At 53.9% G+C, this 20,577-nt stretch carries 18 protein-coding genes and 1 pseudogene; all 19 read left to right on the top strand.

Annotated features, from left to right (window positions below; genetic code table 11):
* The first annotated feature begins 1 nt into the window (after position 1).
* Complete coding sequence (gene dapA / locus GT3570_RS06030) at positions 2-877, top strand: 4-hydroxy-tetrahydrodipicolinate synthase (RefSeq protein ID WP_011230777.1); 876 nt, start codon at positions 2-4, stop codon at positions 875-877.
* 167 nt (positions 878-1,044) lie between these two features.
* Positions 1,045-2,715 carry a ribonuclease J gene (locus tag GT3570_RS06035; RefSeq protein ID WP_011230778.1) on the top strand — a complete coding sequence of 557 codons (1,671 nt, stop codon included), beginning with the start codon at positions 1,045-1,047 and terminating at the stop codon, positions 2,713-2,715.
* A gap of 119 nt (positions 2,716-2,834) precedes the next feature.
* Positions 2,835-3,575, top strand: coding sequence for a ClpP family protease (locus tag GT3570_RS06040; RefSeq protein ID WP_021322285.1), 741 nt, complete (start codon positions 2,835-2,837; stop codon positions 3,573-3,575).
* Positions 3,572-3,796, top strand: a complete 225-nt coding sequence (locus GT3570_RS06045) for a YlzJ-like family protein (RefSeq protein WP_011230780.1) — start codon at positions 3,572-3,574, stop codon at positions 3,794-3,796. Before GT3570_RS06040 ends, GT3570_RS06045 begins: the two co-directional genes overlap by 4 nt.
* A 108-nt stretch (positions 3,797-3,904) precedes the next feature.
* Positions 3,905-6,235 (top strand): FtsK/SpoIIIE family DNA translocase, encoded by a 2,331-nt coding sequence (locus GT3570_RS06050; RefSeq protein ID WP_011230781.1) that lies wholly within the window; start codon positions 3,905-3,907, stop codon positions 6,233-6,235.
* A 209-nt stretch (positions 6,236-6,444) separates the two neighbouring features.
* The gene (locus tag GT3570_RS06055; protein ID WP_011230782.1) at positions 6,445-7,176 is read left to right on the top strand and encodes a GntR family transcriptional regulator; all 732 of its coding nucleotides are present in this window, start codon (positions 6,445-6,447) and stop codon (positions 7,174-7,176) included.
* 88 nt (positions 7,177-7,264) lie between these two features.
* Complete coding sequence (locus GT3570_RS06060) at positions 7,265-8,356, top strand: BMP family lipoprotein (protein WP_014195487.1); 1,092 nt, start codon at positions 7,265-7,267, stop codon at positions 8,354-8,356.
* A gap of 127 nt (positions 8,357-8,483) precedes the next feature.
* Complete coding sequence (locus GT3570_RS06065) at positions 8,484-10,010, top strand: ABC transporter ATP-binding protein (protein ID WP_011230784.1); 1,527 nt, start codon at positions 8,484-8,486, stop codon at positions 10,008-10,010.
* Entirely contained in the window at positions 10,010-11,056 is a 1,047-nt protein-coding gene (locus GT3570_RS06070) for an ABC transporter permease (RefSeq protein ID WP_013145711.1), read from the top strand. Before GT3570_RS06065 ends, GT3570_RS06070 begins: the two co-directional genes overlap by 1 nt.
* On the top strand, positions 11,057-12,016 hold the full coding sequence (locus tag GT3570_RS06075; RefSeq protein ID WP_011230786.1) for an ABC transporter permease: 960 nt from the start codon (positions 11,057-11,059) through the stop codon (positions 12,014-12,016).
* 150 nt (positions 12,017-12,166) lie between these two features.
* A complete protein-coding gene (yfmF, locus tag GT3570_RS06080; RefSeq protein ID WP_023634157.1) occupies positions 12,167-13,462 on the top strand; it encodes an EF-P 5-aminopentanol modification-associated protein YfmF in 1,296 nt (431 codons plus the stop codon).
* The gene (gene yfmH, locus GT3570_RS06085) at positions 13,443-14,732 is read left to right on the top strand and encodes an EF-P 5-aminopentanol modification-associated protein YfmH (protein ID WP_011230788.1); all 1,290 of its coding nucleotides are present in this window, start codon (positions 13,443-13,445) and stop codon (positions 14,730-14,732) included. Before yfmF ends, yfmH begins: the two co-directional genes overlap by 20 nt.
* A gap of 54 nt (positions 14,733-14,786) precedes the next feature.
* A complete protein-coding gene (gene ymfI / locus GT3570_RS06090; RefSeq protein WP_021322287.1) occupies positions 14,787-15,503 on the top strand; it encodes an elongation factor P 5-aminopentanone reductase in 717 nt (238 codons plus the stop codon).
* A 62-nt stretch (positions 15,504-15,565) separates the two neighbouring features.
* Complete coding sequence (locus GT3570_RS06095) at positions 15,566-15,814, top strand: DUF3243 domain-containing protein (RefSeq protein WP_011230790.1); 249 nt, start codon at positions 15,566-15,568, stop codon at positions 15,812-15,814.
* A 131-nt stretch (positions 15,815-15,945) separates the two neighbouring features.
* On the top strand, positions 15,946-16,737 hold the full coding sequence (locus GT3570_RS06100) for a DUF3388 domain-containing protein (protein WP_011230791.1): 792 nt from the start codon (positions 15,946-15,948) through the stop codon (positions 16,735-16,737).
* A gap of 26 nt (positions 16,738-16,763) precedes the next feature.
* On the top strand, positions 16,764-17,657 hold the full coding sequence (locus GT3570_RS06105; RefSeq protein WP_011230792.1) for a helix-turn-helix domain-containing protein: 894 nt from the start codon (positions 16,764-16,766) through the stop codon (positions 17,655-17,657).
* 80 nt (positions 17,658-17,737) lie between these two features.
* Entirely contained in the window at positions 17,738-18,316 is a 579-nt protein-coding gene (gene pgsA, locus GT3570_RS06110; protein ID WP_011230793.1) for a CDP-diacylglycerol--glycerol-3-phosphate 3-phosphatidyltransferase, read from the top strand.
* Between the two features lie 27 nt (positions 18,317-18,343).
* Positions 18,344-19,588 carry a competence/damage-inducible protein A gene (locus GT3570_RS06115; protein ID WP_062898536.1) on the top strand — a complete coding sequence of 415 codons (1,245 nt, stop codon included), beginning with the start codon at positions 18,344-18,346 and terminating at the stop codon, positions 19,586-19,588.
* A gap of 177 nt (positions 19,589-19,765) precedes the next feature.
* Positions 19,766-20,053 (top strand): annotated as a pseudogene (locus GT3570_RS06120) (recombinase RecA); the annotation flags it as partial.
* Positions 20,054-20,577: the final 524 nt, after the last annotated feature.

Raw genomic sequence — 20,577 nt, forward strand, 5'->3', positions numbered from 1 at the left:
CGTGGTTCAGTTCGGGAACATCATAACGGCGATGGTTACGCCATTTGACCGAAAAGGGAATCTCGACTTGGCAAAAACAACGGAGCTTGTCAACTATTTGCTTGACAATGGCACAGATGCGCTCGTTGTCGCCGGCACGACCGGCGAGTCGCCGACGTTGACGACCGAGGAAAAAATCGCGCTTTTTCGCCATGTCGTCTCCGTCGTCAACGGCCGGGCGCCGGTCATTGCTGGAACGGGCACGAACGATACGCGCGCGTCGATCGAGCTGACGAAAAAGGCGGAAGAGGCGGGCGTCGATGCTGTCATGCTTGTGGCGCCGTATTACAACAAGCCGAACCAAGAAGGGCTGTATCAACATTTCAAAGCGATTGCCGAAAGCACATCGCTGCCGGTGATGCTGTATAACGTTCCAGGGCGCACGTCGGTGAGTCTTGCTCCGGAGACGGTCATCCGGCTGTCCGAAGTTCCGAACATTGTCGCTGTCAAGGAAGCGGGCGGCAATTTGGACGCCATGGCGGAAATCATTGAGCGTACGCCGGACGACTTTTTGCTCTACAGCGGCGACGACAGCTTGACGCTTCCAGTGCTAGCGATCGGCGGCAATGGCGTCGTCTCGGTCGCTTCGCACATCATTGGCAATGAAATGCAGGAAATGATTCGTTCCTTTTTAGCGGGCGATCATCAGAAGGCGGCGGCGCTGCATCGAAAATGGCTGCCGCTCATGAAAGGCTTGTTTGCCGCCCCAAGCCCGGTGCCGGTGAAAACGGCGCTGCAGCTGCGCGGGCTGGACGTTGGTTCGGTGCGCCTTCCGCTTGTGCCGCTCACCGAACAAGAGCGGAAGGAGCTAAGCCGCCTGCTCGATGCGCTGTCGTAACGAAACGATTCCCCAACGCTTTGCTTGCGCGTTGGGGCCTTTTTTTGCCTTGGCTGTGAAATCCATTGGCTGGTGAATGAACCATCTTGTGTTTTTCAGCATCGATTCGTTATAATAAAAGCAAGTGACTTTGAGCGGGTTAGCATCACAATTGGGAGGACGCAGCCTTGAAATCGAAAATAAAGCCGGTAGAGAAAATACGCATTTTTGCCCTTGGGGGAGTCGGAGAAATCGGCAAAAACATGTATGTTGTCGAATTGGACGAGGACATTTTTGTCATCGACGCCGGGGTGATGTTTCCGGAAGACGAAATGCTCGGCATCGACAAAGTGATCCCGGACATCACGTATTTGATTGAACGGCAGCATCGCATTCAGGCAATTTTTCTCACCCACGGGCACGAGGAGCATATGGGGGCGATCGCCTACGTGCTCAAGCAGCTGTCTGTGCCGGTATACGGAACGAAGCTGACGCTCGGGTTGGCGGAGGCGCTGTTAAAAGAACAAGGGGTGTCGGGCGCGAAGCTCAATGAAGTTCATCCGGATGCGGAGCTCGTGTTTGACAAGGCGAAAGTGACGTTTTTCCGCACGATCCACAGCATCCCCGATTCGATCGGCATCAGTCTGCATACATCGCAAGGTGCGATCGTGTACACGAGCGATTTTAAATTTGACCAAACCCCGTACGGCAACAACCGCACCGACTTAGGGAAAATGGCGCAAATCGGCGAAGAAGGGGTGCTGTGTCTTTTGTCGGACAGCACAAACGCCGAACGCCCCGGCTACAGCGGCTCCGATACGGTAGTCGCCTATGAGATCGCTGACGTGATCGGCCATGCGAAAGGACGCGTGTTTGTTGCCTGCTACGCTTCCAACATCACCCGCATCCAGCAAGTGCTGTACGCCGCCCACCAATCCGGGCGTAAAGTGGCAGTCATCGGCAAAACGCTGCATAAAGTAATGGACATCGCCGTGCGCCTTGGCTATTTGCATGTTCCAGACAAGGTGACGATTTCTGCGCACGATATCGATCGCTACAATGACCGCGAGCTCGTCATTTTGACAACCGGCGGGCATGGCGAGCCGATGAGCGCGCTTTGGCGCATGGCGCGTCAAGCGAACAAACAAGTGAACATCAAAGAAGGGGATACCGTCATCGTCGCCGCATCCGTCATGCCGGGCTATGAGCTTGGGTTCGCGAAAACGATCGACGCCTTGTATCGGGCCGGCGCCAACGTGATTTACCGCGACCGGCAAGTGCACGTATCTGGGCACGGTTGCCAAGAAGAATTAAAGTTGATGCTCAATTTAATGAAGCCAAAATACTTTATTCCGGTGCATGGGGAATATCGGATGCAAAAAGCGCACGCCCGGTTGGCGAAGGCGGTCGGCATCTCGGAGGAGCGGACGTTTTTAATCGACAAAGGCGAAGTGATCGAGTTCCGCGGCGGTGCCGCCCGCCCTGGCGGCAAAGTGCCGTACGGCAATATTTTAATTGATGGCCTCGGCATTGGCGATGTCGGCAACATTGTGTTGCGTGACCGCCGCTTATTGTCCCAGGACGGCATTTTGATCGCCGTCGTCACGCTGAATAAAGAAGCGAAAACGATCGCCGCCGGCCCGGAAATCATTTCGCGGGGGTTCGTCTACATGCGCGAGTCTGAGACACTGCTTGAGGAAGCAGAGAAAATGGTGGCGGCAATCATCGAGCGCTGCCTTGAATCGTACATGCTTGAATGGTCGTCGTTGAAAGCGAACATCCGTGAAGCGTTAAGCCAGTTTTTATTTGAAAAAACGAAGCGCAGACCAATGATTTTGCCTATTATTATGGAAGTATAATGCAATCATGCTCAAAGTCAACTGGAAAATGCCGGGAACGGTCAGCCGTTGCCGGCATTTTTCTTTTTTCTTTCGGCCATACTAAGCGTATGATCGACAAGAAAGGAGACGAGAAATGGATGGAGAAGGAACGTTATTTTCAAGCGGAAACCGAGGGCGAACAGCCGGAAACAAAGGCCGAGGAAGCGACTGCGGCCATCACCCAGCTTGGGCAGACGAACGTCCCGCAAATGGATCCCGATACGAACATTCATTGTTTGACGATCGTCGGACAGATTGAAGGGCATATTCAGCTGCCTCCGCAAAATAAGGCGACGAAATACGAGCACGTCATTCCACAGATTGTGGCCATCGAGCAAAACTCGAAAATTGAAGGGCTGCTCGTCATTTTAAATACGGTCGGCGGTGATGTGGAAGCAGGGCTCGCCATTGCCGAAATGCTCGCCTCGCTCTCGAAACCGACTGTTTCCGTTGTGCTTGGCGGCGGCCATTCGATCGGCGTGCCGATCGCTGTGTCGTGCAACTATTCGTTCATCACCGAGACGGCGACGATGACGATTCATCCGATCCGTTTGACGGGGCTTGTCATCGGCGTGCCGCAGACGTTTGAGTACTTGGATAAAATGCAGGAGCGCGTCGTCCGCTTCGTGACGAAACATTCGAAGATCAGCGAGGAAAAGTTTAAAGAGCTCATGTTTTCCAAAGGCAATTTGACGCGCGACATCGGCACGAACGTCGTTGGGCCTGACGCCGTCCGGTACGGGCTCATCGATGAAGTCGGGGGCGTGTCCCAAGCGATGGCGAAGCTGCGCGAGCTGATCGCGATGAGGAAAAACGGGGAAGGGAAGATGATCCAATGATTTTGTATACGATCATGCCCGAACATTTGATTTTTCCGGTCGATGCCGCTGTTTATGAGAAGCGGAAAATGGTGTATTACGATGGCATTCCGTTTCTCGTCCAATCTGTAGAAACGGGAGAATATGAAATCGTGCAAAACTTAAGCACGAATCCGTTCCATTTTTTAAACGCCAAATATGCGCCTGGGGCGAGATTTCCGGCTTCTGCGGCAACATCGTAATGAATTGTTCAGCCGTTCATGATATAATAGTAAACAAACGGAAAAAAGCAGCCATTGTTGGCTGCTTTTTTCCGGCTTGCCAATTCATTCATGCTGGAGTGAACGATCATGGCGAAACGAAAGCGAAGAAGAAAAGGGAAGCCGTCAAAAACACAGCCATGGACGGAAACAATCCGCTTTGAATTGATCGGACTTGGCTTGCTCGCGGTCGCTGTCGTTGCGATGGCCCGCCTCGGGCTTGTCGGGGAGACGCTCGTGCTTGTGGGTCGCTTTTTTTTCGGCGAATGGTACATGCTATTAGTAGGCGGACTTTTCCTATTATCGCTCATCGTCATGTGGCGGCGGGAGTGGCCGTCATGGACGGGCCGCCCGTTTGTCGGCGCTTCGTCCATCGCCGCGGCGCTTCTGCTTTTGAGCCATGACAAGCTGTTTGAACTCATGTCGCGGCGCGGCGAGCTTGATCCGAGCATCATTCGGACGACGTGGGGGCTGTTTTGGAACGAAGCAAGCGGCAAGGCGGCCGATGTGGATTTAGGGGGCGGAATGGTCGGCGCCCTGTTATTTGCCGCCAGCTACCAGCTGTTCGATTCGCCCGGGACGAAATGGATTTGTTTCCTTCTGTTCATCGTCGGCTTTGTCGTGCTGACCGGGAAATCGCTGCGCGAGACGGCCGGCAAATGGGTTGCTTTTGCCGCAGCGTTTGTGCGAAAAGAATGGTTGGCGTTTGTCGAAGATATAAAGCAATGGCGGGCGGGGAGGAAGCGCAAGGAAAGCGGCGGCCGAAGCCGACGCTCGCGGCGGGCGGCCGCAAAGCGGGAAGACGAGCCGGCTGAAGCAAGCAGCGTCGAGCCGGATGAGGAACTGCTTTCCCCGCCGCCGATCATTTCCGATTTTGCCGCGGTCCGGTCGGCCGCTGAGCCGGAAGAAGAGAAGAATCCACTGGTGGAAGGCGACAGTGGGGGGGAGGAGGACAAACCGGCGCCGCCGCTTGCGTTTTCCGAGCATGAAAACACCAATTACGACCTGCCGCCGCTTGATTTGCTTCGCCTGCCGAAGCCGGCCGGGCAATCGGCCGATCATGCGAACATTTACGCCAACGCGCGAAAACTGGAGAAAACGTTCCAAAGCTTCGGCGTCAAGGCGAAAGTGACGCAAGTGCACCTCGGTCCGGCGGTGACGAAATATGAAGTGTATCCGGACGTCGGGGTGAAAGTGAGCAAAATTGTCAGTTTAAGCGACGATTTGGCGCTCGCTTTGGCGGCGAAAGACATCCGCATTGAAGCACCGATCCCCGGCAAGTCCGCGATCGGCATCGAAGTGCCAAATGAAGAGATCGCCACTGTTTCGCTGCGCGAAGTGCTGGAAGCCATTGAGCATACACGGGACAAGGCGAAGCTTTTGATTCCGCTTGGGCGCGACATCTCCGGTGAAGTCGTCGCTGCGGAACTAAACAAAATGCCGCATTTGTTGATCGCCGGCGCGACCGGCAGCGGCAAAAGCGTCTGCATCAACGGCATTATCGTCAGCCTGCTCATGCGCACGAAGCCGCATGAGGTGAAGCTGATGATGATCGATCCGAAAATGGTGGAGTTAAGTGTGTACAACGGTGTTCCTCATTTGTTGACACCGGTCGTCACCGACGCGAAAAAAGCGGCCCAGGCGCTGAAAAAAGTCGTCCAAGAAATGGAGCGGCGCTACGAGCTGTTCTCGCATACCGGCACGCGCAACATTGAAGGATATAACGAGCATATCCGCCACCATAACGAAACGGCGTCGGAACAGCAGCCGCTTTTGCCATACATCGTCGTGATCATCGACGAATTGGCCGACTTGATGATGGTGGCTTCCTCGGATGTGGAAGAGGCGATCACCCGTTTGGCGCAAATGGCGCGCGCCGCTGGCATCCATTTGATCATCGCCACCCAGCGCCCGTCGGTGGACGTCATCACCGGCGTCATCAAAGCGAACATTCCGTCGCGCATCGCCTTCAGTGTATCATCGCAAATCGACTCGCGCACCATTTTGGATATGGGCGGGGCGGAAAAACTGCTCGGCCGCGGCGATATGCTGTTTTTGCCGATGGGGGCCTCAAAACCAGTGCGCGTCCAAGGGGCGTTTGTCTCCGACCAAGAGGTGGAAGAAGTCGTTCGGTTTGTCATCGGACAGCAGCAGGCGCAATATTATGAGGAGATGTTCGTCGAAGACAGCGAACCCTCTTCCTCAGCCCTTGAAGACGAGTTGTACGATGAGGCGGTCCGTCTTGTCGTTGAAATGCAAAGCGCCTCCGTCTCGATGCTGCAACGCCGCTTCCGCATCGGTTACAATCGCGCCGCTCGGCTCATTGATGCCATGGAGGAGCGCGGCGTCGTCGGCCCGTATGAAGGAAGCAAGCCGCGCGCCGTTCTTTGGTCGAAGGAAGATTTAAAAAAGACATCATAAATGGGAAAAAGGGCGGGCGAAAAAAGCCTGCCCGCTCAATCATACATCTTATTGGAAGCGTTGCCAATCCTATTTCTTTTTCTTCGACAAAATTTGATATCACCTATTTATTTGCCCAGTAAAAAATGATATAGTAATCTCAAAAAGGTTATATGTCTAATGTCAGAGGTCTGATCTCAACGGAAATGCGTAACACGGAGGACGTTGTCATGTCAATCAAATCAGACAGCCGCCACCTTTACTTGCAAGTGATTGATCGCATCAAGCGCGATATTGAAACGGGAGTGTACAAAGAAAAGCAAAAACTGCCGTCCGAGTTTGAACTCGCCAAACAGCTTGGCGTCAGCCGGGCGACATTGAGGGAAGCGCTGCGGGTGCTGGAAGAAGAAAACATTATCATCCGCCGCCACGGCGTCGGAACGTTTGTCAACGCCCGTCCGCTGTTTACGTCCGGCATCGAGCAGCTCTCAAGCGTCACGGATATGATTCGTCAAGCGGGGCGCAAGCCAGGAACGATTTTTTTGTCTTCCTCCATCCAACAGCCGACGGAAGACGATATGCGCCGCTTCCAATGCCGGCCGGACGAGAATTTGTTGCTCATCGAGCGGGTGCGCACCGCCGATGGGGAGCCGGTCGTTTATTGCTTGGATAAAATTTTATGCAAATATTTGCCAAAGGGCATCTCCTATGAACAGGAGTCGCTGTTTGAAAACTTGCACAACCAAACGCATCGTGATATCGCCTATGCGGTCGCGCGCATCGTGCCGCTCGGCTATCATGAAAAAGTGTCGCCGATTTTGCAATGCGACCCGGAAACGGCGCTGCTTGTGCTCAAGCAAATGCATTTCGATAAAAACGATGAGCCGATTTTTTATTCCGTCAACTACTTCCGCTCCGACAAGTTCAGCTTCCATGTCATGCGGAAGCGGTTCAGCTTTTAAGGGGGGTGAAAATGGGTACATAGAAAGAGAGCGGAAGCTTTATACTAACTAATTAAAGAACAAATTTTCAAGCCAGGGGGTAGTGAATGTGAAAAAGCGAATCGGATTGGTGTTGTCCGTCCTGTTTGCCGCCGGCACGCTGCTTAGCGCCTGCGGACAAGCCGGCAACAATGCGGGAGGCGGCAATCAGAAAGATACGTTCAGTGTCGCCATGGTCACCGATGTCGGCGGCATTGACGACAAATCGTTCAACCAGTCGGCTTGGGAAGGGCTGCAAAAGTTCGGCAAAGACAACGGGCTTGAAAAAGGCCGCGGCGGCTACGACTACTTGCAGTCATCGAGCGACGCTGACTATGCCACGAACTTAAACAAGCTTGTGCGCAGCGACTTTGACTTGATTTTCGGCATCGGGTATTTGATGGGCGACGCGGTGAAAGAAGTCGCTAAGCAAAACCCGAAAAAACATTTCGCCATCGTCGACACTGTTGTTGACGAGCCAAATGTCGCCAGCATCACGTTCAAGGAGCATGAAGGCTCGTTCCTTGTCGGTGTTGTCGCCGGGCTAATGACGAAAACGAATAAAATCGGCTTTGTCGGTGGGATGGAGATTCCGTTGATCGAAAAATTCGAAAGCGGATTCCGCGCCGGCGTGAAAGCGGTCAATCCGAAGGCGACTGTGGAAGTGCAATACGCCGGGGCGTTCGACCAAGCGGATAAAGGGAAAGCGATCGCCTCGAGCATGTACGCATCTGGCATCGACATCATCTACCATGCAGCGGGCGCGACTGGGAACGGCGTCTTCTCGGAAGCGAAAGATTTGAAGAAGAAAGATCCGAACCGCGAAATTTGGGTCATCGGTGTTGACAAAGACCAAGCGCCGGAGGGAGAAGTGAAAGTCGGCGGCAAAACGTACAACGTAACGCTCACTTCGATGGTGAAACGCGTCGATGTCGCTGTCTATGACACGGCGAAACGGGCGAAAGAGGGCGACTTCCCGGGCGGCAAAACGATTGAGTACGGGTTGCCGGAAAATGGGGTTGGCATTGCCCCGACGCAAGACAACATTCCGGAGAACGTGTTAAAAACAGTTGACGAATGGAAGCAAAAAATCATCAAAGGCGAAGTGAAAGTTCCAACAAACCGGAAAGAGTACGAGCAATTCGCTGCGACGATCAAGTGACGAACAACGGCGAAGAAGGCTAGTGCGCGCCGCTAGCCTTCTTCAAAATCATAAAATGAAGGGCGGCTGTTTCGCTGTCGCCTTTCATTTTGTGATTTTGACCTTGCTTGAGTAAGGAGTGAATCGCTTGGAATACGTGATTGAAATGCTCAATATCCGCAAGGTGTTTGGCACGTTTGTCGCCAATGACAACATTACGCTGCAAGTGAAAAAGGGGGAGATACACGCTCTGCTTGGCGAAAACGGGGCCGGCAAATCGACGCTCATGAACGTGCTGTTCGGTTTATACCAGCCGGACGGCGGCGAAATCCGCGTCAAAGGAAAGCCGGTGCGCATTACCGACCCGAACGTCGCCAATGATCTTGGCATCGGCATGGTGCATCAGCACTTTATGCTCGTCGATACGTTCACGGTGACGGAAAACATCATTTTAGGCAGCGAACCGACGCGGGCCGGAACGATCGATATGAAGCGGGCGGAGCGGGAAGTGCGCGAATTGTCGGAACGATATGGACTCGCGGTCGATCCGACAGCGAAGATCGCCGACATTTCCGTCGGCATGCAGCAGCGCGTGGAAATTTTAAAGACGCTTTACCGCGGCGCCGATATTTTGATTTTTGACGAACCGACAGCGGTGTTGACGCCGCAGGAAATTCGCGAGCTCATGCAAATTATGCGCACGCTCGTCCGCGAAGGAAAATCCATCATTTTAATTACGCACAAACTCAAAGAAATTATGGAAGTGTGCGACCGCGTCACCGTCATCCGCCGCGGCAAAGGAATTGCGACGCTCAATGTGGCGGAGACGAATCCGAACGAACTGGCGGCGCTCATGGTCGGCCGCGAGGTGCAGTTTACGACCGCTAAGAAACCGGCTGAGCCGGGAAAACCGGTGTTGGAAATTAAAGACTTAGTCGTCAAGGACGCGCGCGGGATCAAAGCGGTCAACGGTTTGAACTTGACGGTGCACGCCGGCGAGATCGTCGGCATTGCTGGAGTCGACGGCAACGGCCAGACCGAGCTCATTGAAGCCATAACCGGCTTGATCAAAGCTGAATCAGGGACAATCCGCCTCAACGGCCGAGACATTACGAATTTGCCGCCGCGTAAAATCATCGAAGCCGGCGTCGGCCATATTCCGCAAGATCGGCATAAGCACGGGCTTGTCCTTGACTTTCCGATCGGCGAAAACATGGTGCTGCAAACGTACTATCAGCCGCCGTACTCGAAACGGGGTCTGTTGAATTTTCAAGCCATTTACGAAAAAGCGCGCCAGCTCATCCGCGAATTTGACGTGCGCACGCCGGATGAATATACGAAGGCGCGGGCGCTATCGGGCGGAAACCAGCAAAAAGCGATCATCGGCCGTGAAGTCGACCGCGACCCGGACTTGTTGATCGCCGCCCAGCCGACGAGGGGGCTTGATGTTGGAGCGATCGAATTTATTCATAAGCGGCTCATTGAACAGCGAGACCGCGGGAAAGCGGTGCTGCTCGTCTCGTTTGAGCTTGACGAAGTGATGAACGTCAGCGACCGGATCGCTGTCATTTATGAAGGAAACATCGTCGCCATCGTTGATCCGAAAGAAACAACCGAACAGGAGCTCGGGCTGTTGATGGCTGGAAGCAAACGGAAGGAAGCAGGTGTGTCGTGATGAAGTCGAATCGTCTCCAGCAATTTTTGATACCATTGTTGGCCGTTCTTCTTGGCATGATCGCCGGTTCGATCGTGATGCTTGCAAGCGGCTACAACCCGATCGCCGGCTTTGGCGCTCTCGTGTACGGGGCGTTTGGCGATACGTACTATATCGGCGAAACGATCCGCCAGACGACGCCATACATTTTAACGGGCTTGGCGGTGGCGTTTGCCTTTCGCACCGGCTTGTTTAACATCGGGGTTGAAGGGCAGCTGATCGTCGGCTGGCTCGCTGCCGTCTGGGTCGGGGTGTCCTTTGATTTGCCCAAAATCATCCATTTGCCGCTTGCCTTGTTGGCCGCCGCGTTGGCCGGGGCGCTATGGGGCTTGATTCCGGGTGTGCTGAAGGCGTATTTAAAAGTGCACGAAGTCATTATTACGATCATGATGAACTATATTGCTTTGCATGTAACGAACGCCATCATCCGTTCCGTTTTGTCTGATGAGGGATTTAAATCAAAGCCGGTGAAAGAAAGCGCATCGCTTCACTCCGACTTTTTTGATGCCATTACGCATCATTCCACCATGCATTACGGCATTTTCATCGCTGTCGCCGCCGCATTTGTCATGTGGTTTTTGCTTGAGCGGACGACGAAAGGGTTTGAGCTGCGGGCGGTCGGTTTCAATCAGCATGCGTCACAGTACGCGGGCATGAATGTGCGCGCCAACATCATTTTAGCGATGGTCATCTCCGGCGCTTTTGCCGGCGTCGCCGGGGCGATGGAGGGGCTTGGCACATTTGGAAACATCTCGACGAAAGCCGGCTTTACCGGCCTTGGATTTGATGGCATCGCGGTTGCCTTGATCGGAGGAAACAACGCGTTTGGCATTTTGCTCTCCGCCTTGTTGTTTGGCGCCTTAAAAGTCGGGGCGTTGGAAATGCCGTCAAGCGCCGGCGTGCCGACCGAACTCGTCGATATTATTATCGCGCTCATCATTTTCTTTGTTGCATCCAGCTACATGATCCGCTGGCTGTTATCTCGTTGGCAAAAGGGGGCGGAGTAAGTGAGCGTGTATGACGTCTTGCAAACGATTGTCCCGACAACGATTTTCTTTGCGGCTCCTCTCATTTTCACCGCCCTTGGCGGCGTGTTTAGTGAACGGTCCGGCGTCGTCAACATCGGGCTTGAAGGATTGATGACCATCGGCGCGTTTGTCGGCATCGTCTTTAATTTGACGTTTGCCGATCGGTTTGGCGAATGGACGCCGTGGCTTGCCTTATTGGCTGCCATGGTGGTCGGCGCTGTATTTTCCCTGCTGCACGCTGTCGCGTCGGTCACATTTCGCGCCGACCAAGTCGTAAGCGGGGTGGCGATCAACTTTTTGGCGCTTGGTCTGTCGCTGTTTTTAGTGAAGAAAATGTACGGCAAGGGGCAGACGGACCAAATTCAAGTTGGGTTTGACAAAATTGACGTGCCAGTGTTAAGCGACATTCCCGTCATCGGGCCGCTGTTGTTTTCTAACGCGTACGCGCCGTCATATATCGCCATTGCGCTGGCGTTTGTATCATGGTATGTCATTTACAAAACGCCGTTTGGCCTGCGGCTGCGTGCGGTCGGCGAACATCCGATGGCGGCGGATACGATGGGGATTCATGTCGCCAAAATGCGCTACATCGCTGTCATGATCAGCGGCGCGCTCGGCGGCTTGGGCGGTGCGGTATACGCGACGATCATTTCCCGCGATTTCAGCCATGCGACGATTTCCGGGCACGGATTTATGGCGCTTGCGGCGATGATTTTCGGCAAGTGGCATCCGATCGGCGCGATGGGGGCGGCGCTCTTTTTCGGGTTGGCGCAAAGCTTAAGCATCGTCGGGCAAACGATTCCGTTCTTGAAAAACGTCCCGACCGTTTACTTGCTCATCGCCCCGTATGCACTCACGATTTTGGCGCTGGCGGGCTTCATCGGCCGCGCTGAGGCGCCGAAAGCGGCTGGCACGCCATACATCAAAGGAAAACGGTGATGAAAGCGGCTGTCCGAAAAACGGACGGCCGTTTTTTGCTGAATGGAATGATTTGCATTTTTCTATTGGCAAAAGGTATATTGTTGATAAGACGCTTTACAATAAAAGATAGTGCATATCTGCAAAGAGAAAAAGTAAGGAGGAGTTGGATTGGTCGACGAAAAAGTCACAGCGGTCGGACCGGTTCGCGTCCATACGATTTCGACCGATAAGTACAAAACGAACACGATCGTTTGGAAAATGAAGGCCCCTCTTGCTAAAGAAACGGTCACGCTGCGCGCGCTTTTGCCATACGTCTTGCAAAGCGGCACGGCCGACTATCCGAGCGTTAAGGCGCTGCGCACCTATTTGGATGAACTGTATGGGGCGACGCTGAACGTCGATTTAACGAAAAAAGGCGAACATCATATCATGACGATTCGCATCGATGTCGCCAATGAACGATTTTTGCCGGAGCAAACGCCGTTGCTTTCGAAAGCGTTTCAGCTCTTGGCCGATCTTCTGTTCCGCCCGGCTCTTGATGGCGGGCGGTTTGTCACCGACATTGTCGAGCAGGAAAAGCGGGCGCTCCGTCAACGCATTCAGGCGGTGTATGATGACAAAATGCGCTATGCGAACATGCGCCTTGTAGAAGAAATGTGCAAAGGCGAACCGTACGCCCTCTCGCCAAACGGCGAGCTTGAAGACGTGGACGGCATCACGGCGGAAGGGCTGTATCGCTATTATGAACGAGCGCTGGCCGAGGATGAGCTGGATCTATATGTCATTGGCGACGTGGCTGAAGAGGCGGTGCTCACAGCGGTGAAGCAGCGCTTCTCTTTGCCGGATCGTCCAAAGCGGGAGCGCGCATCGTCGGTTTCTGTCAAGCCGCAAGGGGAAGTTCGCGAAGTCATCGAGCGGCAAGACGTGAAGCAAGGAAAGCTCAACATCGGCTATCGGACAAATGTGACGTATGAGGATGACGATTATTACGCCTTGCAAATGTTTAACGGCATTTTTGGCGGTTTTTCCCATTCGAAGCTGTTCATCAACGTCCGCGAGAAGGCAAGCCTTGCCTATTATGCCGCCTCAAGGCTTGAGAGCCATAAAGGGCTGCTTATGGTCATGTCCGGCATTGAACCGGCCAACTATGAGAAGGCGCGCCGCATCATCGATGAGCAAATGCAGGCGATGAAAAACGGTGATTTCACAGATGAAGAAATGGCGCAGACGAAAGCGGTCATCCGCAACCAGCTGCTTGAGACGCTCGATACGCCGCGCGGGCTTGTGGAGGTGTTGTACCATAACGTCGTCTCAACGCGAAAGCGCCCGATCGATGAATGGATTGCCGGCACCGATCAAGTGACGCGCGAGGATGTGGTGCGCGCCGCTGACAAGGTGGAGCTTGATACGGTGTACTTTTTGACCGGAATGGAGGCGACGGAAGATGGAAAAACGGGTGTATGAGACGTTGCACGAAGAGCTGTTTTATGAAAAAATGGACAACGGCCTTGACGTATACATTTTGCCGAAAAAAGGATTCAACAAAACGTATGCGACATTCACCACGAACTACGGTTCGGTCGACAACCAGTTCGTCCCGCTCGGTAAAACGGAGATGAAGCGCGTTCCGGACGGCATCGCCCATTTTTTGGAGCATAAGCTGTTTGAAAAAGAAGACGGCGACGTGTTTCAGCAGTTCAGCAAACAAGGCGCCTCGGCGAACGCCTTTACGACGTTCACCCGCACCGCCTATTTGTTCTCAAGCACCGACAACGTCGAGAAAAACTTGGAAACGTTGATCGATTTTGTGCAAAGCCCGTACTTTTCCGACAAGACAGTGGAAAAAGAAAAAGGGATCATCGGCCAGGAAATCCGGATGTACGACGACAACCCAGACTGGCGCGTCTATTTCGGCGCCATCGAAAGCATGTATCACAACCATCCGGTCAAAATCGACATCGCCGGCACAGTTGAATCGATCGCCCAAATTACGAAAGAGTTGCTGTATGAGTGCTACGAAACGTTTTACCACCCGAGCAACATGCTTTTGTTTGTCGTCGGCCCGGTCGATGAACAAAAAATCATGCAGCAAATCCGCGACAACCAGGCGAAAAAGTCGTTCCCGCAAGCCCCGGAAGTGAAGCGGTTTGCGTATGAAGAACCGAGCGCAGTAGCGGAAAAGAAAAAAGTGATTCCGATGCATGTGCAGACGAACAAATGCTTTGTCGGCATCAAAGCGCCGTCCGTTCCTGAAGCCGGCGAACAAAAGCTTCGGCATGAGCTTGCCTTCCACGTCGCATTGGACTATTTGTTTGGAAAAAGCTCGCCGCATTATGAACGGCTGTACCGCGAAGGATTGATCGATGATACATTTATGTACGATTATACAGAAGAGCGCGGGTTCGGCTTCGCGTTGATCGGCGGCGATACAAGGGACGCTGAACGGCTCGCTTCGGAAATTCAAACGGTGCTGCTGTCGTTTGCCGCGGAGACTATAAAAAAGGAAGAATTTGAACGGGTGAAAAAGAAAAAAATCGGCGCCTTTTTGCGCGCGCTCAACTCGCCGGAATACATCGCCAACCAGTTTACGCGCTACGCGTTTTACGGATCCAACTTGTTTGACATTTTGCCGGCGCTTTCATCCCTTGCCATGGACGATATCGCGGCGGTTGCCTCTTCTTGCTTCCGCGATTCGCAAATCGCGGTTTGCGAAGTCGTTCCAAAAGGGCAATAAGGCATCCTTCCTGAGAAGGATGCTTTTTTGCGGCAAAAAGGAGAGGATGGTTTCATGCGCTACGCCTTGATCACGGGAGCCTCTGGAGGCATCGGACAAAGCATCGCTCGTGTGCTCGCTCGGGAGGGGTACGGACTTTTTCTCCATTACTATCGGCGACGGGCGCCTGTTGAAGCGCTGAAAGAAGAGCTTAACGATGTGCATATTGTGCCGATTGAGGCCGATTTGTCGGCACTGGATGGGGTGGAAAAGCTCGTTTCGCAAATCGATCGCCCGGTTGATGCCATCGTTTACAACAGCGGTGCAAGCTATTACGGATTGTTGACCGACATGAACGATGAATTAATCGAGCGGATGGTGCGGCTTCACATGACAAGCCCGGCGTTGCTCATCAAAAGGCTGACCCCATCAATGGTGGCGAGAAAGCGCGGTCATATTGTGTTCATTTCCTCGATTTGGGGATTGTGCGGCGCTTCATGCGAGGCGGTGTACTCGATGACAAAGGGAGGGCAGAACGCGTTTGCCAAGGCGCTGGCCAAGGAGCTTGCCCCAAGCGGCATTCGCGTCAACGCTGTTGCACCGGGGGCGATTGATACCGATATGCTGCGGGTGTTTCGTCCTGAGGAGCTGGAAGCGCTCACTGACGAAATTCCAGCCGGCCGGCTCGGCACCCCGGATGAGGTGGCGGAAACGGTGGCGTTTTTGCTGTCTGATGCCGCTTCGTATATCACCGGCCAAGTCATTTCCGTCAACGGCGGCTGGTATTGTTGAACGTATATTTTCCGGTTCGGCAGGCAAACTATCCTTGAAACATTCAACAAGGAGGGATTGACATGTCGGTACTGGATAACTTTGAACAATGGAAAGACTTTTTGGCGGAACGTTTAGAACAAGCGCAACAGCAAGGATTGACTCAGCAAGTGATCACAGATGTCGCTTACCAAATCGGGGATTATTTGGCGAAACACGTCGACCCGAAAAACCCAGAAGAACGGGTGCTCGCTGATCTTTGGAGCGTTGCGGATGAAAAAGAGCAGCACGCCCTTGCCAACATGATGGTCAAGCTGGTCCAACAAAAATAATCACCCGGTAAAAGAGAGGGGCCTCCCTCTCTTTTTTCTTCCTCCTTTTCGGTTGCTTTTCCATTTATAATTATAGTAGTATGAACTTAGCATAAGGCGTTCGTGCGGACACCGGCAAGGGAGGAGACGGGATGGGCAAGCAGGAATGGTATTTGGAATATGAAATTCATGTCAACCGCCCGGGGTTGCTCGGCGACGTTGCTTCGCTGCTCGGTATGTTGTCCATTAACATCGTGACGATCAACGGTGTCCGGGATTCGCGCCGCGGCATGTTGCTTTTGTGCGACAATAACGAGCAAATTGAACGGTTGGCGACGATCTTGCGGACGATGGACAACATTACGGTGACGAAGCTGCGCCAGCCGAAGCTGCTCGACCGCCTCGCCGTCCGCCACGGCCGTTATATCCAGCGCGATGCCGATGACAAAAAAACGTTCCGCTTCGTCCGTGATGAACTTGGACTGCTTGTCGATTTTATGGCGGAACTTTTTAAAGAAAAAGGGCATAAGCTCATCGGCATCCGCGGGATGCCGCGCGTCGGCAAGACAGAGTCGATCGTCGCCGCCAGCGTGTGCGCCAACAAACGATGGCTGTTTGTTTCATCGACGCTGATTAAACAGACGGTTCGCACGCAGTTGATGGAAGATGAGTATAGCGAGGACAACATTTTCATTATCGACGGCATCGTCTCAACGCGCCGCGGGAACGAGCAGCACTGGCAGCTCATCCGTGAGCTCATGCGCCTTGAGGCGACGAAAGTCGTCGAGCATCCGGACATGTTTGTTCGCCATACGGAATACACGCTCGATGATTTTGATTATATTATTGAGCTGCGCCATGAACCGGACGAAGATATTTCCTACGAAGCGATTGACCGCCCGTCATTGTTGGGCGATGACGGATTTTCCGAATTTGGGTTTTAATTTAAAAAAGTGGAAGGTGTTGGCCGTTGACGGAACTAGGAAAACGTTTGCGGGAAGCACGGGAAGAAAAAAATATGAGTTTGGACGAGTTGCAGGAGATGACGAAAATTCAAAAGCGGTATTTGATCGGCATCGAAGAAGGCAACTATGCCATCATGCCTGGAAATTTTTATGTGCGTGCCTTCATCCGGCAATATGCTGAAGCGGTCGGACTTGATCCGGATGAGCTGTTTGAACAGTATAAACAGGACATTCCCCAGTCTTATCAAGATGACATTCCGCAGACGCTGTCGCGCGTGAAGACGCGCCAGCAACTGTCTGCCGAGGGGGCGAAATGGCTCGATTGGCTGCCGAAAGTGATTGTCGCGGCGGTCGTCATCGGGGCGGCTGTCCTCGTTTGGGTGCTGCTCCAGCACGGCGCCGCAAATGAGCCGCCGACAAAGACAAGCCCAAAAACAGCGGAGGTCGAAAAGCCGAAACATTCGCCGCTTGAGCAGGCGAAACAAAAGCAGTCGGCGAAGGAAACGGACGAGAAGGCAACGAATGAAAACGGACAGCAAAATGAACAGCCAGCGCCGACTGGCGAAGAAGAACAGCCGGCTGCGGCGATGAATGTGACGGAAAAGCGCGGCAACACGGCGACGATTGAAGTCGCCAGCTCCGGCGCGTTTTCCATCGAGCTTTCATCCAAAGGAACGTCATGGGTCGAAGTATACAATACGAAAGGCCATACGTTTTACCGCGGCAACTTGACAAGCGGGCAGACGAAAACGTTCGATCTGTCGGCCGAAAGCGAAGTATGGGTGAAAATCGGGCGTACGCTGGACGTCGACATGAAGGTAAACGGCCAGCCGTTTGCCTATCCGTTTGCCCCGAAAGAGGAAGTATACCAAAAGCTGCATTTCGTGTTGAAGAAATGATGGAACAGGGCGCTTTTCCGCAGGAAGGCGCCTGCTTTTCGCACGGACTGAACTATGTTGAATGAGCGGAGGTATTTGTGGTGAACTTGCCGAATAAAATTACGGTAGCGCGCATTATGCTCATCCCGTTTTTCTTGATCGTGATGCTCGTTCCGTTCGGGTGGGGAAGCATCCAAATCGGCGGGACAGAGCTTCCGGTTGCCCATCTTGCCGGCGCGCTCATTTTCATCATCGCCTCAGCGACGGACTGGATCGATGGCTACTATGCCCGCAAATACGGGTTGGTGACGAATTTAGGAAAATTTTTAGATCCGCTTGCCGATAAATTGCTTGTGTCGGCGGCGCTTATCGTGCTTGTCGAGCTCGGGGCCGTTCCGGCGTGGATGGTGATTGTCATCATCAGCCGCGAGTTTGCCGTCACCGGCTTGCGGCTCGTGCTTGCCGGCGAGGGGGAAGTCGTCGCTGCCAACATGCTTGGCAAAATCAAGACATGGACGCAAATTGTCGCCATTTCCGCTTTATTGTTACATAACTTCCCATTCTCGCTCATTTCGTTTCCGTTCGCTGAATTGGCGCTGTGGGTGGCGGTCATTTTCACGATTTGGTCTGGCTGGGATTATTTTGCGAAAAACAGACATGCGTTTTCCCATTCGAAATAGCCGGCCACAAAGGGGGAGAAAAGTCTGTTGAACGCGGAGATCATTGCCGTTGGCTCTGAGCTGTTGCTTGGGCAAATCGCCAATACGAACGCCCAGTTTTTGTCGCAGCAGCTGGCGATGCTTGGCATTAACGTCTATTTCCATACCGTCGTCGGCGACAACGCCGGCCGCCTTGAGCAGGCGGTGAAAACGGCGCAAACGAGAGCGAACCTCATCATTTTCACCGGCGGCCTCGGCCCGACGAAAGACGATTTGACGAAGGAGACGATCGCCCGTTTGCTTGGCCGCCGGCTCGTGATCGACGAGGAAGCGCTCCGAGCGATTGAGGTGTATTTTGCCCGCACAAACCGGCCGATGACAGAAAACAATAAAAAGCAGGCGCTCGTCTTGGAAGGATCGACGGTGCTGAAAAACGAGCACGGCATGGCGCCAGGGATGGCGCTTGTGGCAGACGGCATTACGTACATGCTGCTGCCCGGGCCGCCGAAAGAAATGCGGCCGATGTTCAAAAAATACGGAAACGCCTTTTTGCGCCGTACGTTTTCGCTTTCCGAGCGCATCGAGTCGCGCGTGCTCCGCTTTTTTGGCATCGGTGAATCAGCGCTCGAGACGGCGATTGCGGATTTGATCGACGCCCAGTCGAATCCGACGATCGCGCCGCTGGCCGGCGACGGTGAAGTGACGCTTCGTCTGACAGCGAAGCATCAGGATGAGGCGGAGGCGAAGCGGCTTCTTGACGAAGTGGAATCGGCCATTTTGGCGCGTGTCGGCCGCCACTGCTACGGATATAACGATGAAACGTTGTTTACAAAGACGCTCGAGCGGTTAAAAGAAAGAGGATGGACGATCGCGTCGGCCGAAAGTTTGACCGGCGGCCTTTTCCTCGAACAGCTCACCGCCATCCCCGGCGCGTCGCAAGTCGTGCAGGGCGGTGTCGTCTGCTACACAAACGGCGTCAAAGAACAGGTGCTTGGCATACCGCGCCCGCTGCTTGAGGCAGAAGGGGCGGTGAGCGAGCCGTGCGCCCGTTTGCTTGCTGAAAACGTCCGCGCGATGTGCGATGCGGATATCGGCATCAGCTTCACCGGCGTCGCCGGACCCGATCCGCTTGAGGGCCACCCGCCCGGCACCGTGTATATCGGCATCGCCGTCCGCGGGCGCGATGCGACTGTCCACCGTCTGATGCTGTCCGGCACGCGTGATGCCATTCGCATCCGCACCGCCAAATACGGCTGTTTTTTTCTGCTTGAGATGCTCGCGGCCGACTGCTGATCGGCCGCCCCCTTCCTTGAACATTCTCCACCGCACATCGTTTTTTCCACCGCATGAGTATGGCGATTGTTGCTAGTTTCTCCACCGAAAAAACGAATGGACGTTCGTTTTTTGCTTGGCAATGGCCGCAAAACGCGGTATAGTATAAGTAGTCCTAGAATAAGGAGGAGTAGGTTAGTGAACCAAGATCGTCAAGCTGCATTGGAGCAGGCATTAAAACAAATTGAACGACAGTTTGGCAAGGGGGCCATCATGAAGCTCGGCGAGCAAGTCGACCGCAAAGTGTCGGTCGTGCCGAGCGGTTCGCTGGCGCTCGACATCGCGTTAGGAGTCGGCGGCTATCCGCGCGGGCGGATTGTGGAAATTTACGGCCCGGAATCGTCCGGGAAAACGACCGTTGCCCTTCACGCGATCGCGGAAGTGCAAAAGCGGGGCGGGCAAGCAGCTTTCATCGACGCAGAGCACGGTGCGACCTGTTGCTGACTGAAGTATGGCGGAAACGCCGTGCGAAAAGTCAGCGGGACTGAGCATGAGTAGGTCCTAACTGCATCACCGAGAGCTCGGTGAAAATCCGAGACGGGAATGAAGGTTGGCATTCCCGCCCTAATACCCCGACGTGCGGTCATGGTGCGCAACATGGCTGTACGAAGCTCGGAGAGGACGGCGAAAAGCAGACCTGAGAAGCGGTTAGCGAAGTAGCCGGGGGTCCATAAAGCTCCTATGGCTAGAGAACGCATAGCGTTGGAACGAACCACCGGAAGTACGGCTCGTAAGGCGTGGGGCGCCGAAAAAAGAAGGCGCTCACCTCCTAAGTGAGGTTCAGCCCTGGATGAGGTATTCGTGTTTGCCGAGTCTGGATTGATCCCGTAGAGGATCTTTGCCTTGAGCCCTCCAACCATGGGCAGAAAGGCGGCTGACGGGTCAGAGGTGGAGCCTAAGGGAGCATGCAAGGATAGGTGATGCGGTACAGGTGAACCACCCCAGCGGAT

The organism is Geobacillus thermoleovorans (assembly GCF_001610955.1).
GTDB classification, from domain to species: Bacteria; Bacillota; Bacilli; order Bacillales; family Anoxybacillaceae; genus Geobacillus; species Geobacillus thermoleovorans.

Excerpts from the sequence above, each read along its gene's own strand:
- GT3570_RS06040 (WP_021322285.1), top strand. The coding sequence starts at position 2,835 with ATGGAGAAGGAACGTTATTTTCAAGCGGAAACCGAGGGCGAACAGCCG.
- GT3570_RS06045 (WP_011230780.1), top strand. The coding sequence starts at position 3,572 with ATGATTTTGTATACGATCATGCCCGAACATTTGATTTTTCCGGTCGAT.
- GT3570_RS06050 (WP_011230781.1), top strand. The coding sequence starts at position 3,905 with ATGGCGAAACGAAAGCGAAGAAGAAAAGGGAAGCCGTCAAAAACACAG.
- GT3570_RS06055 (WP_011230782.1), top strand. The coding sequence starts at position 6,445 with ATGTCAATCAAATCAGACAGCCGCCACCTTTACTTGCAAGTGATTGAT.
- GT3570_RS06070 (WP_013145711.1), top strand. The coding sequence starts at position 10,010 with ATGAAGTCGAATCGTCTCCAGCAATTTTTGATACCATTGTTGGCCGTT.
- yfmH (WP_011230788.1), top strand. The coding sequence starts at position 13,443 with ATGGAAAAACGGGTGTATGAGACGTTGCACGAAGAGCTGTTTTATGAA.
- ymfI (WP_021322287.1), top strand. The coding sequence starts at position 14,787 with ATGCGCTACGCCTTGATCACGGGAGCCTCTGGAGGCATCGGACAAAGC.
- GT3570_RS06095 (WP_011230790.1), top strand. The coding sequence starts at position 15,566 with ATGTCGGTACTGGATAACTTTGAACAATGGAAAGACTTTTTGGCGGAA.
- GT3570_RS06100 (WP_011230791.1), top strand. The coding sequence starts at position 15,946 with ATGGGCAAGCAGGAATGGTATTTGGAATATGAAATTCATGTCAACCGC.